This is a genomic window from Actinoplanes sp. NPDC048967, assembly GCF_040649415.1.
Classification (GTDB): Bacteria; Actinomycetota; Actinomycetes; order Mycobacteriales; family Micromonosporaceae; genus Actinoplanes.
Genome location: NZ_JBEZFL010000005.1, coordinates 1 through 18,860 on the forward strand (window position 1 = coordinate 1; position 18,860 = coordinate 18,860).

An 18,860-nucleotide genomic window follows, 5' to 3' on the forward strand; every position below is an offset into this window, starting at 1 on the left:
TCGGGAGGGTGTGGGAGAGTAGGACGCCGCCGGACTTAACGTTAGGGAAGGCCCACACCAGTGATGGTGTGGGCCTTTTCTGTCTGTCATGTGTGGAGCTCACCCTCGGTCGGGGTGGGCTCCGTTTGCGTTTCCGGCATCCTTGCGGCCGGCCCCGGTCAGGCTGGGCCCGGGTTGGTGCGGCTCGAGGCGCTGCGGTAGTCCGGGTCTCAGGGAGAAGCAGTTAGGTGACCCTGCTGGGCGGCGGGCCTGTAGCGGTCGCAGGCGTATAGGTAGCGCCGCCGCAGCTCTCGAAGAGCGTGGCGGCTTTCACGCTTGTGTCGGCGGAGACAGAGAGGGCTGCTGTCACTGCGTTCGGGACGTGAGTGCCGTCGGCCTCGTCGGTGGGAGGGCCCGTCCGGCTGGCGGTGGCGTTGTCTGACCCGTTGCGTAGCAGGAGGTGGCGTGATGGAGTCTGGCGGCGTGGTCGTGTAGTCGACGGAGGCGGTGGGTAATAGGTGAACGTGATTGTCCGGGTGGGAGCGTTCGCCGTGGCCGTGGGTCTGCTGGCCGGCTGTTCCGCTGCTGACGGTGGCGGACGGGACTACAACCCGGCCCATCAGCCTCGCTATGTCGTGCCCGACGAGTCCGACGGGGTTCCCGGTCCGGTGGCCACGTGGCCCGGGTCCGGTACGGGTCTCGGGTTGCCCGGCATCGGACAGGCCGCACCCAGCGAACCCGACCATGTAGTCCGCGGCGGTGCCGTCTCCGCCACCAAGAACAAGCCGGCGACCTTCTCGCTCGTGAACGCTGCTGACGTCGTACGGGTGACGGTCGGAGATCTTGGTCCTGATCTTTTGGAGGTCTCCACCCCCGCCGAGTCCAAGGTGGTCCCCAAGGTCGAGGTTGACGGGCCGGCCGTTGTCGCCGGGTTGCGGGACACCGGGCTCACCGGCCCGGCGCTGGTCACCGTGGTGCTCAGCGACGACGTGCGCTGGAGTGTGCGGCTGGCCGGTGGGGCCAGCGACCAGGCCGTTGACCTCAGGGGCGGACCCGGAGGTGATGTCGACTTCGCCGCCGGCACCAGCCGGGCCGAAGTGTGGCTGCCCGCGGCCAGCGGCACTCAGCGGGTGGTTCTCGGCGGTGGGGCCAGCCAGCTGGTCGTCAACCTCACCGGGGCGGCCCCTGTGCGGGTTGCCGCGAAGAACGGGGCCGGCGAGGTCACGGTGGACGGGCAGACCAAGTCCGGGGTGCCCGGGGGTGCGGTGTACACGGCGCCGGGCTGGGACGCCGCGGCTGACCGCTTCGACATCGATGCCACCAGCGGCGTCTCCTCGGTGACCGTCGCCCGCAGCTGACCCGACCGCCGTCGCGGGCAGGGCGATCCGGCGCTGCATGCCGACCCGACTGCTGGGCGGAAATTCGTCGGCGCAGGCAGCGGGATCTCTGCCTGGCAAGCTGACCCGGTTATCGGTGCAGGTGGGTGACGGTCAGCCGACTGCGGGCTGTCCGACGGCCCGGAAACGTTGCGGTGGCACGCCTGCGGCGGTCAACTGGGTCGCGACCTCGGCGGACAGGTTCTCCATGAAGACGACGACCTGGTGGTCGTCTGCCAGGTCGCAGAGCGCCGCCAAGGTTCCCAGGTTGATCGGATCCACGGCCGGTACGTCGCCCAGGTCGACGATCAGGCGCAGCGGGCGAAGCTTGCGGACCGTGTGCACCAGGATCCGGCGGAACTGCGCCGCGCAGTCCGTCCCCATCGGGCCGTGGGGCTGGACCACCACGCTTCCGTCCGCGTCCGTCCGGACGTCGACCGCGGTGTTCGACATCGGTCTGCCTTCCGTCACCCAGCGTTCGCCGGGCGGTCAGCGTATGACGGTTCCCGCGGCCCGTCGACCGGCTCTTTGTGCCAATCCACCAGCGGCGACGCCAAGCCGAAGGAAGGGGGCTAGGGCAGGTCCGGGTCGCCGACTACCTTGCCGGGGTTGAAGAGGTTCTGGGGGTCCAGGGTCTGCTTCACCGCCTGCATCATCGCCAGCGCCGGCCCCTCGAGCTCCTGCCGCATCCCGCGCCGTTTCAGCAGACCAACCCCGTGCTCGCCGGTCACCGTGCCGCCCAGCCCGATCGCCGCCGCCAGGATCTCCTCGAATGCCGCCTGCGCGGCCTCCCGGGCAACCTCATCCCCGACCGGCGTCCGGATCAGCGGGTGCAGATTTCCGTCCCCCGCGTGCGCGATGGTGGCGATAGCCACCCCGTGCCGTGCCGCGCTTTCCTCGATCGACGCGAGCATCGTCGGCACCGCCGACCGGGGCACGCAGACGTCCTCGGTCAGCACCGGGCCCAGCCGTTCCATCGCCGGATAAGCCAGCCGCCGCGCGGCGAACAGTGCCTCCGCCTCGAATTCGTCAGTCGACTGCTCGGCCCACTGCGCGCCCGCGTCCCGAAAAACCTGGGCCAGCGCGTCCGCTTCGGACTGGCCCGATTCCCCTGGCGTGTCGATCTGTGCCAGCAACAACGCCTCAGCCGTCGCGGACAGCCCCAGGTGCTTCCACTCCTCCACCGCTTGCAGGCACGCCCGGTCCAGCAGCTCCAGCGCTGTGGGCAGCAGACCCATCCGCGTGGTCGCGGCCACCGCGTCGCCGGCGGCGACGATGCTGTCGAAAGCCCCCACCACGGTACGGGGCGCAGCGGCGCGAGCCGGCCGCAGCCGCAACGTGACCTCGGTGACGATCCCCAGCGTCCCCTCGGCCCCGACGAACAGGCTGACCAGGTCGTAGCCGGCCACACCCTTGGTCGTGCGGTGGCCGAGGCGCACCGCCGTACCGTATGCGCCGGCCGGGCCGCCCACGACGGCCTGCAGGCCGAGCACGTAGTCGCGGGTCACGCCGTATTTCAGGCAGCACAGGCCGCCGGCGTTCGTGGCCACGTTGCCGCCGATCGTCGACCAGGGTGCGCTGGCCGGGTCCGGTGGATACCAGAGGCCGTGCGCCGCGACGGCCGCCTTCAGGTCGTCGTTGACGACGCCGGGCTGGACCACCGCGATCATGTTGTCCGAGTCGATCTCCAGGATCTTGTTCATCCTGGTCAGGTCGAGGATCAGGCTGCCGTCGACCGCGTTTGCGCCGCCGGACAGACCTGTGCCGGCTCCGCGCGCGATCACCGGGATGCCGCGGGCTGCGCAGGCCGCCACGACGGCGCTCACCTCTTCCGTGCTGCGGGCGCGGACGGCGCCGACCGGCCGGCCCGCCGGGGCCCACTCGGCGTCGTCGTGGCTGAGGGAGTCGAGGACGTCGGGGTCGACGATCAGGTCCAGGTCCGGCAGGTCGGTGGCCAGCGAGCCGGTCATGCCAGGCCGGCCAGGAACTTGAGCAGCGCCTCGTTGACCAGGTCGGGTTGGTCGATGTTGGCCGCGTGGCCGCTGTCCTCGAGGATCAGGGCGGCCGCGCGTGAGTTCGTCGCGGCCGCGGCGGTGGCGTGCTCGCACGGCCACAGTTGGCTGTCGCGGCCGGCGAGGAACAGGCTCGGCACCGCGACCCGGGCCACCACGTCACGCCAGTCCTGCTCCGCATGATCCTGCAGCAGAGGCCAGATCTCCGGGGCGCGAGCGTCGCTCATCCGCGGCACCCGGCCCAGCGCCTCGATCAGCCGGCCCAGCCGCTGCACCGAATCGGCGGCCGGCCGGCCGCGGCCGGTGTCCGGCACGCCGTCCTCGAAGAACGTGCCCAGGTTGTGCCGGGTCAGGCCGTAGAAGCCGTACGGCCACACCTCGTCGTTGACCATCTTGGGGGTCTGGTCGATGGTGACGATGCCGCGCAGCCGGTCGGCGCCGAACAGGTCGTAGTAGGCCCAGATCGCGCTCGCGCCCATCGAGCCGCCGACCAGGACGACCTGGTCCAGACCGGTGGCGTCGAGGAAGTCGCGGATGTCCTTGCCGTGCCGCGCCATCCGCTGGCCGTACGCGGGATTGTCCGAACCGCCGTGCGAGCGGCGGTCCAGGCCGAGCACCCGGTGGCCGGCGCCGAGCAGGGCCCGGCGCTGCAGCTCCCAGGTCTCGGCCGACGCGGTGAAGCCGGCGATGAGCACGACCGGCTGCCCACCGCCCTCGTCGGTGTAGTGCAGGTTGACCCCGTCGCTGGTGGCGATCGTCGACATGCCTCGACACTACGGCGGGCTCACGGCACGCGCTGGAGGAACTGCCGCGGGGTCCTGGGTGGCGATGCCGTGCGACGCCTCGCTCGGGTTGGTGATGGCCAGACGAAGAACGGGCGAACAGCGCTCTTGTCGCCCATCGTTCCCGTTCCCGTCACAGCGTCTTGGCCTGACGGAGCGGGACCGCCACCCATCCTCGGCCCATGCGAATCGCGCTGGTCACGGAGTCCTTCCTGCCGGATGTCAACGGTGTCGCGCACTCGGTCGTCCGGGCCGCCGAGCATCTCGTACGGCGCGGGCACGCCCCGCTGGTGATCGCACCCCAGCCGCCGCCCGGCGTCCGCGGCCCAGTCGGTGAGCTGCCCTATCCGGTGGTGCGCATCCCGTCGCTGCCGATGCCCGGCTATCCGCAGATCCGGCTCGGGCTGCCGACCCCGGCGTTGACCGCGGCGCTCCGGGCGCACGACACCGACGTGGTGCACCTGGCGAGCCCGTTCGTGCTCGGGGCCTGGGGTGCGGCCGCCGCCCGGGCGCTGCGGGTGCCGGCCGTCGCGGTCTATCAGACCGATGTCGCCGCCTACGCCCGGGCGTACAGGGTGTCGATGACCGAGCACGCCGCGTGGCGGTGGATCCGGACCGTCCACAACGCGGCGTTCCGGACGCTGGCGCCGTCGACGGAGTCGGTCGCCGCGCTGAACGGCCACGGTGTGCACCGGGTGCAGCTGTGGCGGCGCGGGGTCGACGACGTGCGGTTCCACCCCCGGCACCGCAGCGCCGGCGTGCGCCGGGCCTTGGCCCCGGGCGGCGAAGTGCTGGTCGGTTTCGTCGGGCGGCTGGCGGTGGAGAAGCAGGTCGATCTGCTTGCGCAGACCAGCCGGCTGCCGGGCGTACGCCTGGTCGTCGTCGGTGACGGTCCCGCCGCCGGTACGTTGCGCCAGGCCCTGCCCGATGCGGTGTTCCTGGGGGCCAGGCACGGTGCCCAGTTGGCCCGGATCTACGCGAGCCTCGACGTGTTCGCGCACACCGGCCCGTACGAGACGTTCGGTCAGGCGATCCAGGAGGCGATGGCCAGCGGGCTGCCGGTGGTCGCGCCGGCTGCCGGTGGGCCGCTCGACCTGGTCGCGGACGGCCTGACCGGGCATCTCGTGCCGCCGTTCCGGGCCGAGGGCTTCACCGCGGCGATCGCCGGGCTGGTCACTGATCCGACCCGGCGCGCCCTGTTCGGTGCCGCGGGCCGGGTCGCGGTCGAAGGCCGGACGTGGACCACGGTCGGCGACGAGCTGATCGGGCACTACGAGGCCGCGCTGCGGCCGGCCGCCGAGCGGGTGCTGGTGCCGGCGTGAAAATCGTGCGGCTGGCCAACTTCGTCACGGCCCGGTCGGGTGGGTTGCGGACCGCACTGCGGGAACTGGGCGCCGGTTATCTCGCCGCCGGGCACTCGCCGGTCCTCGTCGTGCCCGGCGCCCGGTTCGCCGACGTCGAGACCGAGCAGGGCCGGGTCATCACGTTGCCCGGGCCGGAGGTGCCGCGGCTGGGCGGCTACCGCGTGCTGCTCGACCGGCGCCGGATCGCGGACACCTTGGCCCGGTTGCGGCCGGACCACCTGGAGGTCTCCGATCGGACGACGCTTCGCTGGACCGGCGGCTGGGCACGGCGGCACGGCATCCCGTCGACGATGGTGTCGCACGAGAGCCTGGACGGCCTGCTGCGGCTCTTCGGCGGCGGCAACGCGCGGTGGCTGGCCGACCGGCTCAACGCGCGCAGTGCCGCCGGCTTCGACCGGATCGTGTGCACCACCGGTTGGGCGGCGGCCGAGTTCGAGCGGCTCGGGGTGCGTGACGTGGCTCGCGTACCGCTCGGCGTTGATCTTGATCTGTTCTCACCGGCCCGGCACGATCCGGCGCTGCGGCGTCGGTGGGCCGCGCCCGGCGACGCCCTGCTCGTGCACTGTGGCCGGTTGTCGGTGGAGAAGCAACCGCGGCGCTCGCTGGCGGCACTGGCTGAGCTTCGGGCCATGGGAGTGCCCGCGGTGCTCGTGGTGGCCGGCGGGGGGCCGTTGCGGCCCGCGCTGCACGCGGAGGCGGCCCGGCGTTGGTTGCGGGTCCGCTTCGTCGGTCATCTGCGAGACCGGGCCGAGCTGGCCGCCCTGCTCGCGACGGCCGACGTGGCGCTGGCGCCCGGACCGATCGAGACGTTCGGCCTGGCCGCGCTCGAGGCCCTGGCCAGCGGTACGCCAGTGGTGGTCAGCGCCGCGAGCGCGTTGCCGGAAGTGATCGGGACGGCCGGGGTGGCCGCCACGACCGACGCCTCCTACGGAGCCGCGGTCCGCGCCCTGCTCGACCGCCCGGACCGCCGGGTCGCCGCCCGCGCGCAGGCCGAACGGTTCCCCTGGTCGGCCTCGGTGGCGGGGTTCCTGTCGATCATCACCGCAGGCCGAGCGAGCGCCAGTCGACGAACTTGAAGTCGGTGCTGACCCGTCCGCCGTCCGGGGTGTTCTCGCCGTCGTGCAGAACCAGCAGGCCTCGCGGGTAGCCGGGCAGCCGGGCCGACGTGGCGGCGGCGCCGTCGGAGTGCTGGACGCCGTCCGTGGCCGGCCCGTCGACCACGGTGAAGGTGCTCAGCGGGCGGTTCGTCCGGCGGTCGTAGACGAAGAACCGGCTGTCGCCCTGGCCGGAGACCAGCAGATAGTCCTGGTAGAGCGTCGCGCCCTCGACGTCGGCGTGGATGCGGCCGCCGTAGCCGGGGTCGTGCCCGGTGTCGAGTGTGCAGTCGGCGCTGTACGGGACGCCGTACTCGGCGACGCGTTCCACCATCGACCGGCGCTTGGTCCGCAGGTCGATGCGCCACAGGCCGACATCCTCCTGGCTGGCGTAGAGCACGTCCGCCCGCTCGTCGATCACCATGCCTTCCACCTGCGGGTCCTCGCCCGGGTCGCCGCACGGCCGCCAGGTCGTCCCGTTGGGCAGCCGGAAGCTGCTGGGCAGGTCCAGCGTCTCGCGCCGGACGTAGGTGACCTGGTCGCCGGCGGCCCGCAGCCGGAAGAAGCCGAGCCGGGTGGTGTGCCGGCGGCTGACCACGGCCAGGTCACCGCGCATGGCCAGGCCGTAGCCGGTGGCCTGCCCCTCGACCTCGGCCTGGTCGGCGGAGAACAGCAGTGGCGGCTCGGCGACCGTGACGTCCGCGAGCCGGCTGGTGGCCGGGTCGATGCGGTAGAAGCGCAACTGGTCGCGGCCCCGGTCGGTGACCACGGCGAGGTCGGTGCGGCGCCCGCCGAGGCGAAAGCCGGTGACGACGTCCACGTTGTTGAAGCGGCCGCCGGCCGGGGTGGCGATCGCCTGCACCTCGCGGCCGGCCAGGTCGTAGACCCGCAGGCCACCGTTCTTGGCGGTGCCGATCACCAGGCTGCGGGCCCGGTCGCCCGGGTGCACCCAGATGGCCGGGTCGTCGGCGTCGGCGTCACCGCCGGCCTCGTCGTCGAACAGGGCGGGCGTCTCGGCGCGGGCGGTGATCTGCTTGTCGCCCGGCTGCTTGACAGCAGCCCGGGCGGGACCGGCGAGGGCGGCCCCGGCCACGGTGGTGGCGGCCAGGATCAGAGCGAGGGTACGGCGCATGGGCAGCGAGCCTGCCGGGTCCCGATGACCGTACGGTGGCGCCCGGTCACCCTGGTGATGAACGGTCTGTGCGCTGCCCGTACGGCATGATGGCCGGGTGACCGGGGGTTATCTGAAGGGCCGGATCCGTCGGGAGGACATCATCACGACGGCCGTCGCCGTGTACGCGGAGACCGGCTACCACGGCTCGTCCCTGCGTGAGATCGCCCGTCGCGTCGGCATCACCCACGCCGGCCTGCTGTACTACTTCCCGACCAAGGAGTCGCTGCTCGCCGCCGTGCTGGAGCGCCGGGACGCGCAGGACACCGAACGGGAGCGGCTGGCCGTACCGCCCGGCCGGGAGGCCCTGGCCCACCTGGTCGCGCTGGCCGAGTACAACGTCCGGCACCCCGGCATCGTCGACGTGTACGCCCGGCTGGCCGCCGAAGCAGTCGCGGCGGACCATCCCGCGCACGACTACTTCGAACGGCACTACCGGATGGCCCGCGACTACGCGACCGCCTCGTTCCGGGTGCTGGCCGGGCGGGGCGAGCTGCGCGCCGGCGTCGACCCCGAGCACGCGGGCCTGAACATGGTCGCCCTGATGGACGGCCTCCAGGTGCAGTGGCTGTCCAACCGCAGTTCGGTCGACCTGGTCGGCGCGCTGCGCTCCTACGTGCAGGACCTGATCACCGTCCCGCTGGACTAGAGCGTCCGGGCGTAGGGATCCCAGTCGGCCGGCAGAGCGGGTGGCGTGTCGGCTGTGCTCTGCACGACCACCGGCCGCCGGTCGGCGATGGATTCCTCGATCGACTGCATCGCGTCGAGCACGTGGTAGGCGAGTGCTCCCGAGGCGCGTTCGGGCACGCCGGCCCGGATCGAGCGGGCCAGCTCGAGCACGCCGGTGCCGCGCGAGGCCTGATGCCCCTGCGGAGCCAGCTCCTGCGGGTCGCCGCCGGCCAGCAGGAGCAGTTGGGTCTGGCCGTCGAATCTGTTCGGATCGGGCAGGACGGCGGTGCCCAGCGTGCCGGCGACTTCCAAGGTGGTCCGGGGCAGGGCCGAGTCGAAGGTCAGCACCACCTGCGCGGAGCCGCCCCGGCTGAACTCCAGCAGAGCGGTGACGGTGGTCGGGACGGTGACCGGGAATTCCGTACCGGCTCGAGGGCCGGAACCGATCACCCGGCTCTCGCGGGCCCGTCCGCCGGTCGCGGTGACCCGGCCGATCGGTCCGAGCAGCTGCACCAGAGCGGTCAGGTAGTACGGGCCCATGTCCAGCAGGGGACCGCCCCCGGCCTGGAACAGGAACTCCGGCGCGGGGTGCCAGCTCTCCGGCCCGGGTGACTGGAACAGGGCCAGCGCCGTCCGAGGCTCACCGATCCGGCCGGCGTCGACGGCCCGGCGCGCCGTCTGCAGGCCGGCACCGAGCACTGTGTCCGGTGCGCTGGCCACCCGCAGGTCCAGCTCGCGGGCCCGGTCCAGGAGCTTGCGGGCGGACGGGCGGTCCAGCGCGAGCGGCTTCTCCGCCCACACGTGCTTTCCGGCCTCCAGGGCGGCCAGACCCACATCGACGTGCGCGGCCGGGATGGTGAGGTTGACGACGAGCTCGATCGCCGGGTCGGCGAGCAGCTCCTGGGCCGTACCCGCCGCGGGGACCCCGTGCTTGGCCGCCTGCGTGGCGGCCCGGGCGGTGTCCAGGTCGGCGACCATGCGGACGTCGAGATCCGGGAAGCTGGTCAGATTCCGCAGGTAGGTCTCGCTGATCGTGCCGGCCCCGATGACGCCGACCCGGACCGCTCCGTCGCTCACTGCCCCTCCCCGTCCCGCTGCTCGTGGTCGCGCAGGAACGTCAGGCTGGCCCCCAGCGCGGTGAAGATGTCCCCGTCGTAGCGGTCGAACTCGATGACGCGCAGGGCCTGCGGCGCGGCGGCCAGGACCTCGAGGACGGGGACCCGGCCCTGACCGGCGGGAACCTGGCCGGAGCCGTCGGTGGCGAGGTCGCCGTCCTTCACGTGGAGCGCGCGCACCCGGTCGCCGAGGCGGCGGAGCAGGGCCGGCGCCTCCGCGCCGCCGGCCGTCGCCCAGTACGTGTCCACCTCGAGGACCACGGCCGGGTCTAGCTGCTCGGCGAGCACCTCGAAGGCGGTCCGATCGGCGATCCGGGACTGGAGTTCCCAGAAGTGGTTGTGGTAGCCGACCGTGATGCCGTGCTCGGCAGCCACCTTCGCGGCGTCGTTGAGCGCGGCCGCGGTGGCGGCGATGTCGGCGGGGTCCTGCCAGCGGGCCGGCTCGACCATGGGGTCGATGACGATGCCGATGCCCAGTTCGGCGGCCGCGGCGAACACCGCGGACCGGTCGATGCGCTGGTCGAGGAGCTGTGCGTGGGCGGTCGGCGCGGTCAGCCCGTGGGCCGGCAGGGCGGTGCGCAGCACGGCGAGGTTCTCCCGCACGCCGTACGGCTCGACCTGGGTGAAGCCGAGGCCGGCGAGCCGGGCGAGGGTGCCGGCGGGGTCGTGGGCGAAGGCGTCTCGGACTGAGTACAGCTGGACGGAAAGCTTGCTCATCGCTACCTCCAAGCGGTCTTCATCTTTTCTACCAGCTGGTCAAAATTGACACCAGAGAGTGCTCACTTGATCAAGTAATCGGCATGATCCACCGGTTTTATCGCGGTTCGCTATTTCGCGCCAATAAGCGGGGAATGACCGAGCCGCCAATGGGTAAGAACCGGTCCTAATAGGCCGAAAGTATGAGCTCTTGTGGCCGCCGGTTGAGCGCTCATCGGCCGTTCGGTGGATTAGTCGACGCGGGGAACGATTTTCGGGTTTTCTGCCCGGTATGCACGCGACACGGAATATCACCTAATCGGGTTAATGTGGACGTAGGTCCACAATTCCGGCACTGGATCATGATTCTGTGGATCTAGCAATAAACCTGCCGAGAAAAGGTGGTTCCATGAGTAAGGCAACACGAATGCTGGCCATGACCGGAATGGCGCTGGTCGCCGGTGCGACGATGGCCGCCGGCCCCGCCGCGGCGTCCTCGTCGACCGCCCAGGGAACCACGTCCGCCACGCAGAGCACCCAGCAGCAGGCGAAGACCGACCGCGGCCGTGACCGTGACTGGGTCGCCGGCTACTACCGCACGCGCCTCCAGTGCGAGCGGGTCGGCCGGATCGGCGAGCGCTTCGACCGCTGGGACGACTACGAGTGCGAGCGCGTGCGTCGTGGCTTCCGGGTGATCTGGCGCCTCGACGTCGAGCGTGACTGGCACGGTGGCGGTCACCACAACGGTGGCGGCCACGACTGGGACAACGGCAACAACCACCACGGTGGCGGCCACTGGAACAACAACCGCCCGCGTCGCTGACGCCCAGCACCAACTGACCCGACACAACGTCGCCGGCCCGCGGACTCCGCGGGCCGGCGACGCCCATTTCCGGGATCCACCCCCGGAAACGGCGGAAGGCCCCGGCCGGGCGGTCGGGGCCTTCCTATTCCGGTACGGCGCTACCTGCTGATCTTCCGTGTGTAGCTCCGGCCGGCCGAGGTGTTACCGACCTTGTCGGAGCCCCAGTAGGTGACCGTCAGGGTGCCCTTCTTGACACCCTTGAGGCCGAGACTCCAGGCTCCCCGGGCGGTCGGCGTCACGGTGAAGACCGTCGCCTTGGCCGAGGCCTTGCTCTTCGAGGAGGTCTTCGCCCAGGTACGGCCGGTGTAGTAGTACCACTTGCCGTTGCGCTGCTCGATCAGCTTCACCCGGACCCGGGCCACCCCGACGCCCTTGTCGGTCGCCGTACCCGTGATCTTCGACCAGGAGGACGCCTTGCCCGCGTTCTTCGGCTGGTTGAAGGTGACGACCGGCTTGTAGGTGTCCTTGGTGACCTTGACCGAGCCGACCGTGACCGGCGTGCCGGCCCCGGCCTGATTGACCAGCGTCACCTTGACCGTGAACGTGCCGGCCTTCGGGTAGACGTGCGCCGCGCTGCCGACGTTCGGCGACATCACCGAGGTCGCGCCGTCGCCCCAGGCCACGGAGACCTTGCTCGCCTGGCTCACACCGCTGAGGCTGAGCTTGACCGACTGGCTCGCCCAGATCGACCTGCGGTCCAGGGCGTACCGGCCCGGCTGCGCCGCGACGACCACCGTGGACGGACCGGTGAAGCCGGCCGCCGCGGTGTTGCCAGCCTCGTCGGTCAGCGCGACCGACACCGCGAAGCTGCCCGCGGCCGCGTAGGTGTGGGTCGCGGACGTCGCGCCGGCCGCCAGGGTCTGCGGTGCGGTGCCGTCGCCCCAGGTGATGACCCGCCGGATGCCCGCCGCCGCACTCACGTCGTCGGCCAGCGCGGTCTGGGTCAGCGTGACCGCCTGGCCGGGCCAGAGCGCCGCCGCGTTCAGGGCGAAGGTGCCCGTCGGCGCGGTGGAGTCCGACACGCCCGCGGTCGCCCGCGGCGCCGGGTCGGCGGTGACCGGCGTGTGCGCGGCGAAGTAGTTGACCAGCATGGTCAGGTCGTTGTCGCCGGTTGTCACCTTGTTGCTGCCCCCGGCCAGGGCGGCGAAGTTGTCGCCGCCGGTGGCCAGGAACGAGTTCGTCGTCACCCGGTACGTGCCCGCCGGGTTCAGCGTGACCCCGTTGAGCTTCAGCGACGAGGCGATGATCCGCCGGCCCTGCGGCTGGGCGGCGTCGTAGGAGTAGGTGAGCCCCTTCGACACGCCCAGGTGCAGCACCGGACGGGACGCCCCGGCCGGCTGCCACTGCTGCTCCAGCGCCAGCTTGATGTCGGCGCCGGTCAGCGTCTGGGTGATGACGTCGTTGGCGAACGGCTGGACGGCGAACGCGTCGGCGTAGGTGATCGTGCCGTCGGTGCCGTACTTGAGGTCGGACCGCAGGCCACCGGGGTTCATCAGGGCGATCTGGGCCCCGCCCCGGCCGGCGTCGCGGGTCTGGTCCAGCTGGACGTCGGCGATGAAGTTGCCCATCACCGACTCGATGCCACGGTCCTCGTTGCCGGCGGCGGTGTAACCGCGCAGGATGTCCCCCGTGATCTTGCCCAGGGTCTGCTTGCCGAGCTCGGCGGCGTTGGCCTTCGCCCGGGCCACGAGGTCGGCGATCGCCGGATCCGGCGTGACGCCCGTGACGGGCAGCAGCTCAGCCGTGGACGCGGTCACCGCCCGGGTGGCCGGGTCGTAGGTGAGCACGGCCTGGCCGAGCTTGAGGCCGTAGTCCTCGGCCTGGATGACCGGCCGCGTGCGCGACGTGCCGGGAACCGGCACCTGGAACGCGTACGGCTGGTGGGTGTGGCCGCTGAGGATGGCGTCGATCTCGGGGCTGACCTGGGTGTACTTGCCGAAGACGGGGTCGGCGGCCAGCTCGGCGGCCGAGCCGATGTGCTCCGACGCGGCACCCTCGTGAGCCAGCAGCACCAGGACGTCGGCCTCGCCGTTGGCCGCGTTGCCGTCGGACAGCTCAGTGGCGAGCTTGTTGGCCTCGGCCACCGGGTCACGGAACTCGACCCCGGCGATGCCGCCCGGTGCGACCAGCGAACCGGTCTGTTCGGTGACCACGCCGATGTAGCCGACCTCGACGCCGCCCAGGCTCTGCACCGAGTAGCCCGGCAGCACCCGCTTGCCGTCCTTGTAGACGTTGGCCGCCAGGTACGGGAACTTCGCCCGGTCCTCAACCCGGCCCACCAGATCGGCGAGGCCCTTGTCGAACTCGTGGTTGCCGACCGCGGCGACGTTCAGCCCGCCGGCGTTCAGCACGTCCAGGGTGGGGTTGTCGTTGTCGATCGCCGAGACGAACGTCGACGCGCCGATGTTGTCACCGGCGGAGACCCACGCGGTGTTCGGGTTGGCCGCGCGCAGCTGGTTGACCAGCCCGACCAGCTGAGCGGCACCACCGACGGCCTGACCGTTGACGGTGGACGGCGACTCGAGCCGGCCGTGGAAGTCGTTGATGCTGAGCAGCTGCAGGTCGACCGGCGCGGTGAGCCCGGTCTCCAGGCCGATCACCACCGGGTCGTGGTCACTGGCCCGGTACGGACCGGCGTCGTAGAACGGTGCGTAGACGTCGTACTCGTAGGCGTACGACTCGACGGAGTTGATGTTCCAGATGTCGACGCCGGTGACCCGCTCGGCGAGCGAGGCGGTGGCCAGCCCGTGGTCCAGCGAGCCGGTCTCGCCGCCGAAGACGTACGAGTACTTGTCCGGTGCTCCGGTCGTGTGCACGTCGGTGAAGCCCTTGTCGTACAGGGCCTGCATCGGGTCTTCCCGCGTGTAGGCGTTGAAGTCGCCGAGCAGCAGCACCCGGTCGCTGCCGCTGCCGGCCTTCAGCTGGTCGACGAAGCCGGCCAGCGAGTTCGCCTGCCGGACCCGGTCGCCGTTGTACGGGCCCTGGCCGTCCCCGGTGTCGACGTTGTCGCCGCTCGGCGGGGTCGAGGCGCTCTTGGACTTGAAGTGGTTGGCCACGACGGTGAAGGTGATCGCGCCGGAGGCGAACGTCTGCGCGATCGGTTCGCGGGCGTTCGACCACACCGACTCGTCGTTGATCGACCGGGCCGCGCCCTTCGGGGTGACCTTGGCCGGCTTGAAGATGATCGCCGTGGTGATGAGGTCCTGCTGCGCCGCGGCCGGCAGCTCCGCCGGCGACCGTACGTAGTCCCAGGTGCCCGCGCCGTCGACCGCGTTCAGCGCACCGACCAGCGTCTTGAGCGCCAGCTGGGGATCGTCGGCCTCGAACCGGACCGAGTTCTCGATCTCCATCAGCGCGACCACGTCGGCGTCCAGCGCGGTGATCGCCGAGACGATCTTCGCCTGCTGCTTGGCCAGCGCGGCCGCGTCGGTGGCGCCGCGCGCCTCGCCACCGAAGTGGACGAAGTAGTTGAGCACGTTGAAGCTGGCCAGCCTGATGTCACCGCCGACCGCGGCGGGCGCCGTGGTGCGCGGGTTGGTGTCCTTGAACGTCGTGCGCGCCGCGGGCGGGGTGGCCGCGTCGACCGGGGTGGTCGGCTGCAGCCGCCACTCGCTGAACCCGAAGCCCAGCACCGCCGGACCGAACGACTCGACGGTGTCACCGACGCGGACCGGGTCGGTCCTGGACAGGTACGGCGGGGCCAGGCCGGCCGCGGACAGGTTCGTCGTGCGCCCGTCGTCGAGCAGGATCCGGCCGAGCTTGTTCGCGGCCTTGACCTGGGCCGCGGCCTCGGTGCCGGGGCGGGCCACGTCGGTCGGCACGCGGGCCGGGGCGTGGCCGGCGGCGAGCACGATCTCGCCGTACCGGTTGGTGTTGTAGACGTCGGAGACGGTGAACGCCCCGACCGGCGCGACCAGCATGCCCTCGGCGGACTCGCGGGCGTCGTCGGCCAGCGGCAGGCTCAGCGGTACGGGCGCCGGCAGCGGCGCGTCGTGCGCACAGACCTGCACGTCGGTCTTGGCCGCGATGCTGAGCTGGGTGAACGCGTTGAACTCGGTCGCCGTGCCACTGACCCGGACCAGGTCACCGAGGGCGACCGTGGGAGCCGTGCCGGTGGGCAGGTAGACGAAGACGGCGTCGGAGGCCGTGCCCGCGGCAACCGGGCGATCGCCGCCGCTGCCCGCGGTCTGCACGTAGATGCCGCTGTAGCCACCGGTGCGGTGGTCGGCGGTCACGACGCCCTCGACGGTGACCCGGGTGCCGGCCAGCGTCGTGGCGGCGCCGGTGCCCTGCACCTCGGCGATGGTGTGGTCGACCGCGACGGTGCAGCCCGGGGCGGGGTCCGGATCGGGATCGGGGTCCGGCGCGGCGGTGTTGCGCACGCCGAAGGTGTTCGCCGCCGGTGCCTTCCAGACACCGTCGATCTTCTGCAGCGAGTCGGCCGCGGTGGTGCTCTGTCCCTCGGTCACCCCGATGTCAGTACCGGTGGTGCCGGCCGCCGGCCCGCCGGTCGCGGCGAAGGCCCCTTCGTAGGTCAGGAACTCGGCGACCGTGCCGGCCGGGTTCACCAGGGCCACGCCGTCCGGGCCGTTCTGGATGCCGTCCACCGGATACCGCTGCACGACCACGCCGGCGGCCGGTACGGTCCCGGCGAGCGTGTCGGTGTCGTAGACGACACCACCGTTGCCGTTGTAGAGCACGATCTGCCAGCCGGACAGATCGGAGCCGGCGGGCGCCTCGATCTCGACGGCCTCACCGCTGTCGGTGCCGGAATTGTCGTAGTGAATTTCGCTGATGAATGGTTCCGCTGCCGCTTTTGCGGCGTGTACCGGCGCTGTTTCCGCGGCGCGGGTCGGCGCTGCCGCGGCGTGAGCCGGACCGGTGAGACCGAGGCCGAGGGTGGTGGCCACGAACGCCGCACCGAGAGCGTGACGCCCTGACCGGGATCGCGGCGCGACCCCGGCTACGGGCAGATATCGACGCATTTAAAGGTGTCCTTCCAAGGTGCTGATCGCCGGAGCGTAAGCAGGTCCAATGACGATCAACGCTCGTTCAGGTAACGAACAGGCATACGAGTCGGCACCCGAGCACGAGCATGGCTCACGTATAGTCGCCGCCGATCACCACAGCACACTTTTCGACACGGGGGATTCTGCATGTTCCTGTTCCACCGCAAGGCTTTGACTGCTGCCGGCGTCACCGCGGCGGCGGTCGCCGCAACCACGTTCTTCGCTGTGCCGGCCCAGGCGGCGTCCGCGGGCGCGGCCAAGGTCGTCGGCTCCTCGGCCGTTCAGTTCAACGCCCTGCTGGGCAAGAGCAACGGACTGACCATCACCATCTCGGGCCGCACCGTCACGCTCGACGACAAGGTCGCCATCAAGGCCGGCAAGGGCTGCAAGGCGGTCAAGGGCGACAAGACCAAGGTCAAGTGCAAGACCAAGAAGAAGACGTCGCGGCTCAGCGTCGCCCTCGGTGACAAGAACGACTGGGTCGTCAACAAGACCTCCGTCTACATGCTCGCCGACGGTGGATCCGGCACCGACAAGCTCACCGGTGGCTCGGCCGCCGACCAGCTGCAGGGCGGCACCGGAAACGACAAGCTGTACGGCAAGAGCGGTATCGACACGCTCTTCGGCGGCTCGGGCAACGACCAGCTGGTCGGCGGCCCGGGCAACGACCGCATCGACGCCGGCCCCGGCGCCGACAAGGCCTACGGCGAGGCCGGGAACGACCTGATCCTGGGCGGCTCGGGCAAGGACATCCTGTCCGGCGCGGCCGGCAACGACGAGATCGCGGGCGGCTCGGACAACGACACGATCACCGGCGCGGCCGGCAACGACGTGCTCGTCGGCGACGCGGGCAACGACCGGATCGTCGCCTCGACCGGCGACGACATCCTCTACGGTGACGCCGGCAACGACACGATCGCCGGCGACGCGGGCAAGGACATCATCTTCGCCGAGGCGGGCAACGACAACATCGCCGGCGGCGACGGGGACGACATCCTGTACGGCAAGGCGGGCAACGACACGATCGCCGGCAACAACGGCGACGACATCCTGATCGGCGAGGACATCGTGTCGGGCCGGCCGTACGGCAGCGACGCGGCCCTGGACCGGCTCGACGGCGGCGCCAACGCGACCGCGCTGGGCGACTACTGCCTGGCCCTGGCGGCGGCCACCGTGCGGAACTGCGAGGGCACGGCGGATTCTGCTCAGGCGCGTACGGTGGCTCCGGCCGCCCAGCTCGAGATCGCGCAGCAGGCCCAGACCCGGGCGGCCGCGGCCCGGGCGGCGGTCAAGTAGCAGCACGCACCGACGGACGGCCCGATCGGGCGGCGCACTTGCCGCCTGATCGGGCCGTTCCGCGTCGTGCTTCGCCGGTTGATCAATTGAGGAAGGCGGGTCGCGCGACTCACCCGATCCGCGTCTTGCCGCCGTTGACTGTGATGAAGGTATCGCCGGCCTCTTTCCGGCGGTTGTCCTCTTCCTGTCCGAGCAGCATGCGTAGGACTTGTCGCGCGTCGCGCCGGCGGTCCTCGGAAGAGTGGACCGCGGCCATCGCCACCAGGGCGATGACCAACAGGTAGGCGCCGGCAAGTCCGGCGATCGCTGCGATGGCCCACTGGGTGTCGTGCAGCAACCCGACCACAGCGACCGCCGCCTGGGCGAGCGTCTGCAGCACCCGGACCACCATCGGCCCGAACCGCCCTTGCAGGTGAACACCGAGCAGGTGCAGCTCTACGGAGTCACGCGGGGTGGGGTGTGAACGCTCCGTCGTTGCTCGCGGACGAGACCGGACCGAAGCAGTCGCCGCGGGGAGATCAATTCCCGCCTTGGCCGGCACGCGCACCTGCCGCCTGGCCGAATGGCTTGGCCGTCCATGTCGGGTGCGGGACTTGGGCAGTCGTCGAGCGGTACGTGCCACTACAGCGGTTTCCCGCTCGCGTCGGCTGTTCATCCATGCGGTCAGCCGCGCCGCGCCGGCGTCGACGTCGTGCCCGGCGGTCTGCGCGGCCTGGTTATGAATCTGTTCAAGCAGGTCCGGCAGCTGAACCTCGACCGGATTCTCGCCGTGGTGGTCATCCGTGCTGGTCATGCCGTCTCCCCCTGATCCTGCTCTTCGATGTGGCTGTCGAGGATCTTGATGACGTCGCCGACCGCTGCCTTCAGCTCTCTGAGTGCCTGCCTCCAGTAGCCCCGCACGGTGGATGCGTCGATACCGCCCATCCGTACGCCGATCTGGGCGCTGCTGAGCCCTTCGCCTCGGAGCAGGATCGCGATGCGCCATTCCGCGCGAAGCCCATGGATCACCGCCATGCACCGGTTGACCAGATCGCGGGCGAGCTCGCCACGCTCCTGTGCCAGCAACCTGTACACCGGGTCATCGGACTCTTGTTCAGCCCCCGGTTGGTCGAACCAGTCGCTGTCCTCCAGCGGATCGACCACCACGAACTGGATCCGGGCACGCCTGCGGTACTCGTCGACCGCGCGATTGCGTACGACCAGGCGGAGCCAGCTGAACAGACCCGCGTCGTTGTATGCGGAGCGCCTGTCCCACTGTCGGTACAGCAGTTGGAAGGCCTCGTCGACGAGGCCCTCAGCAGCATCGAGGTCTCCGCCGGTGTACGCCATCACGTACCCGACCAAGGGCTTTGACCAGCGTCGATACCGGCGCTCGAGCTCCGCTTCGACATCCTCAACCATCGTGCCTGCTCGTGGGCAGGAATGCTGCCAC

15 protein-coding genes are annotated in these 18,860 nt (G+C 71.1%); 6 read left to right on the forward strand and 9 right to left on the reverse strand.

Going from position 1 to position 18,860, the window contains the following annotated elements; all coding sequences use genetic code 11:
- The first annotated feature begins 497 nt into the window (after positions 1-497).
- Positions 498-1,337, forward strand: a complete 840-nt coding sequence (locus AB0C12_RS21740) for a hypothetical protein (RefSeq protein WP_360550607.1) — start codon at positions 498-500, stop codon at positions 1,335-1,337.
- 132 nt (positions 1,338-1,469) lie between these two features.
- Here AB0C12_RS21740 and AB0C12_RS21745 read toward each other — a convergent pair whose 3' ends face one another.
- The 3 genes from AB0C12_RS21745 to AB0C12_RS21755 form a co-directional block, all read right to left on the reverse strand.
- The gene (locus AB0C12_RS21745) at positions 1,470-1,808 is read right to left on the reverse strand and encodes an STAS domain-containing protein (RefSeq protein ID WP_360550608.1); all 339 of its coding nucleotides are present in this window, start codon (positions 1,806-1,808) and stop codon (positions 1,470-1,472) included.
- Between the two features lie 119 nt (positions 1,809-1,927).
- On the reverse strand, positions 1,928-3,325 hold the full coding sequence (locus AB0C12_RS21750) for an FAD-linked oxidase C-terminal domain-containing protein (protein WP_360550610.1): 1,398 nt from the start codon (positions 3,323-3,325) through the stop codon (positions 1,928-1,930).
- Entirely contained in the window at positions 3,322-4,131 is an 810-nt protein-coding gene (locus tag AB0C12_RS21755) for an alpha/beta hydrolase (RefSeq protein WP_360550612.1), read from the reverse strand. The genes AB0C12_RS21750 and AB0C12_RS21755 overlap by 4 nt, the downstream gene beginning before the upstream one ends.
- Before the next feature lie 200 nt (positions 4,132-4,331).
- Here AB0C12_RS21755 and AB0C12_RS21760 point away from each other — a divergent pair, with 200 nt between their 5' ends.
- Together AB0C12_RS21760 and AB0C12_RS21765 are read left to right on the forward strand one after the other, a co-directional pair.
- Complete coding sequence (locus AB0C12_RS21760; RefSeq protein WP_360550614.1) at positions 4,332-5,471, forward strand: glycosyltransferase family 1 protein; 1,140 nt, start codon at positions 4,332-4,334, stop codon at positions 5,469-5,471.
- Positions 5,468-6,589, forward strand: a complete 1,122-nt coding sequence (locus AB0C12_RS21765; protein ID WP_360550615.1) for a glycosyltransferase — start codon at positions 5,468-5,470, stop codon at positions 6,587-6,589. The genes AB0C12_RS21760 and AB0C12_RS21765 overlap by 4 nt, the downstream gene beginning before the upstream one ends.
- On the opposite strand, the gene AB0C12_RS21770 is transcribed toward AB0C12_RS21765, so the two are convergent.
- On the reverse strand, positions 6,552-7,739 hold the full coding sequence (locus AB0C12_RS21770) for a phytase (RefSeq protein ID WP_360550617.1): 1,188 nt from the start codon (positions 7,737-7,739) through the stop codon (positions 6,552-6,554). The two genes, AB0C12_RS21765 and AB0C12_RS21770, sit on opposite strands and share 38 nt — an antisense overlap.
- Positions 7,740-7,836: 97 nt before the next feature.
- Between AB0C12_RS21770 and AB0C12_RS21775 the strand changes: the two genes are divergently transcribed.
- A complete protein-coding gene (locus tag AB0C12_RS21775) occupies positions 7,837-8,427 on the forward strand; it encodes a TetR/AcrR family transcriptional regulator (RefSeq protein WP_360550619.1) in 591 nt (196 codons plus the stop codon).
- Here the strand turns inward: AB0C12_RS21775 and AB0C12_RS21780 are convergent.
- Together AB0C12_RS21780 and AB0C12_RS21785 are read right to left on the reverse strand one after the other, a co-directional pair.
- Positions 8,424-9,524: a Gfo/Idh/MocA family oxidoreductase gene (locus tag AB0C12_RS21780; protein WP_360550621.1), complete on the reverse strand. Its 1,101-nt coding sequence runs from the start codon at positions 9,522-9,524 to the stop codon at positions 8,424-8,426. The two genes, AB0C12_RS21775 and AB0C12_RS21780, sit on opposite strands and share 4 nt — an antisense overlap.
- A complete protein-coding gene (locus AB0C12_RS21785; RefSeq protein WP_360550623.1) occupies positions 9,521-10,279 on the reverse strand; it encodes a TIM barrel protein in 759 nt (252 codons plus the stop codon). The genes AB0C12_RS21780 and AB0C12_RS21785 overlap by 4 nt, the downstream gene beginning before the upstream one ends.
- Positions 10,280-10,667: 388 nt before the next feature.
- Here AB0C12_RS21785 and AB0C12_RS21790 point away from each other — a divergent pair, with 388 nt between their 5' ends.
- Positions 10,668-11,081, forward strand: coding sequence for a hypothetical protein (locus tag AB0C12_RS21790; RefSeq protein ID WP_360550625.1), 414 nt, complete (start codon positions 10,668-10,670; stop codon positions 11,079-11,081).
- Positions 11,082-11,221: 140 nt separating this feature from the next.
- Here the strand turns inward: AB0C12_RS21790 and AB0C12_RS21795 are convergent, their stop codons facing one another.
- Positions 11,222-16,033 carry an ExeM/NucH family extracellular endonuclease gene (locus AB0C12_RS21795; RefSeq protein ID WP_360550627.1) on the reverse strand — a complete coding sequence of 1,604 codons (4,812 nt, stop codon included), beginning with the start codon at positions 16,031-16,033 and terminating at the stop codon, positions 11,222-11,224.
- Positions 16,034-16,279: 246 nt separating this feature from the next.
- On the opposite strand from AB0C12_RS21795, the gene AB0C12_RS21800 reads away from it, so the two are divergent.
- Positions 16,280-17,428 carry a calcium-binding protein gene (locus AB0C12_RS21800; RefSeq protein WP_360550629.1) on the forward strand — a complete coding sequence of 383 codons (1,149 nt, stop codon included), beginning with the start codon at positions 16,280-16,282 and terminating at the stop codon, positions 17,426-17,428.
- 109 nt (positions 17,429-17,537) lie between these two features.
- Here the strand turns inward: AB0C12_RS21800 and AB0C12_RS21805 are convergent, their stop codons facing one another.
- Together AB0C12_RS21805 and AB0C12_RS21810 are read right to left on the reverse strand one after the other, a co-directional pair.
- Positions 17,538-18,221, reverse strand: coding sequence for a hypothetical protein (locus tag AB0C12_RS21805; RefSeq protein WP_360550631.1), 684 nt, complete (start codon positions 18,219-18,221; stop codon positions 17,538-17,540).
- Positions 18,218-18,829 (reverse strand): sigma-70 family RNA polymerase sigma factor, encoded by a 612-nt coding sequence (locus AB0C12_RS21810; RefSeq protein ID WP_360550633.1) that lies wholly within the window; start codon positions 18,827-18,829, stop codon positions 18,218-18,220. Before AB0C12_RS21810 ends, AB0C12_RS21805 begins: the two co-directional genes overlap by 4 nt.
- Positions 18,830-18,860: the final 31 nt, after the last annotated feature.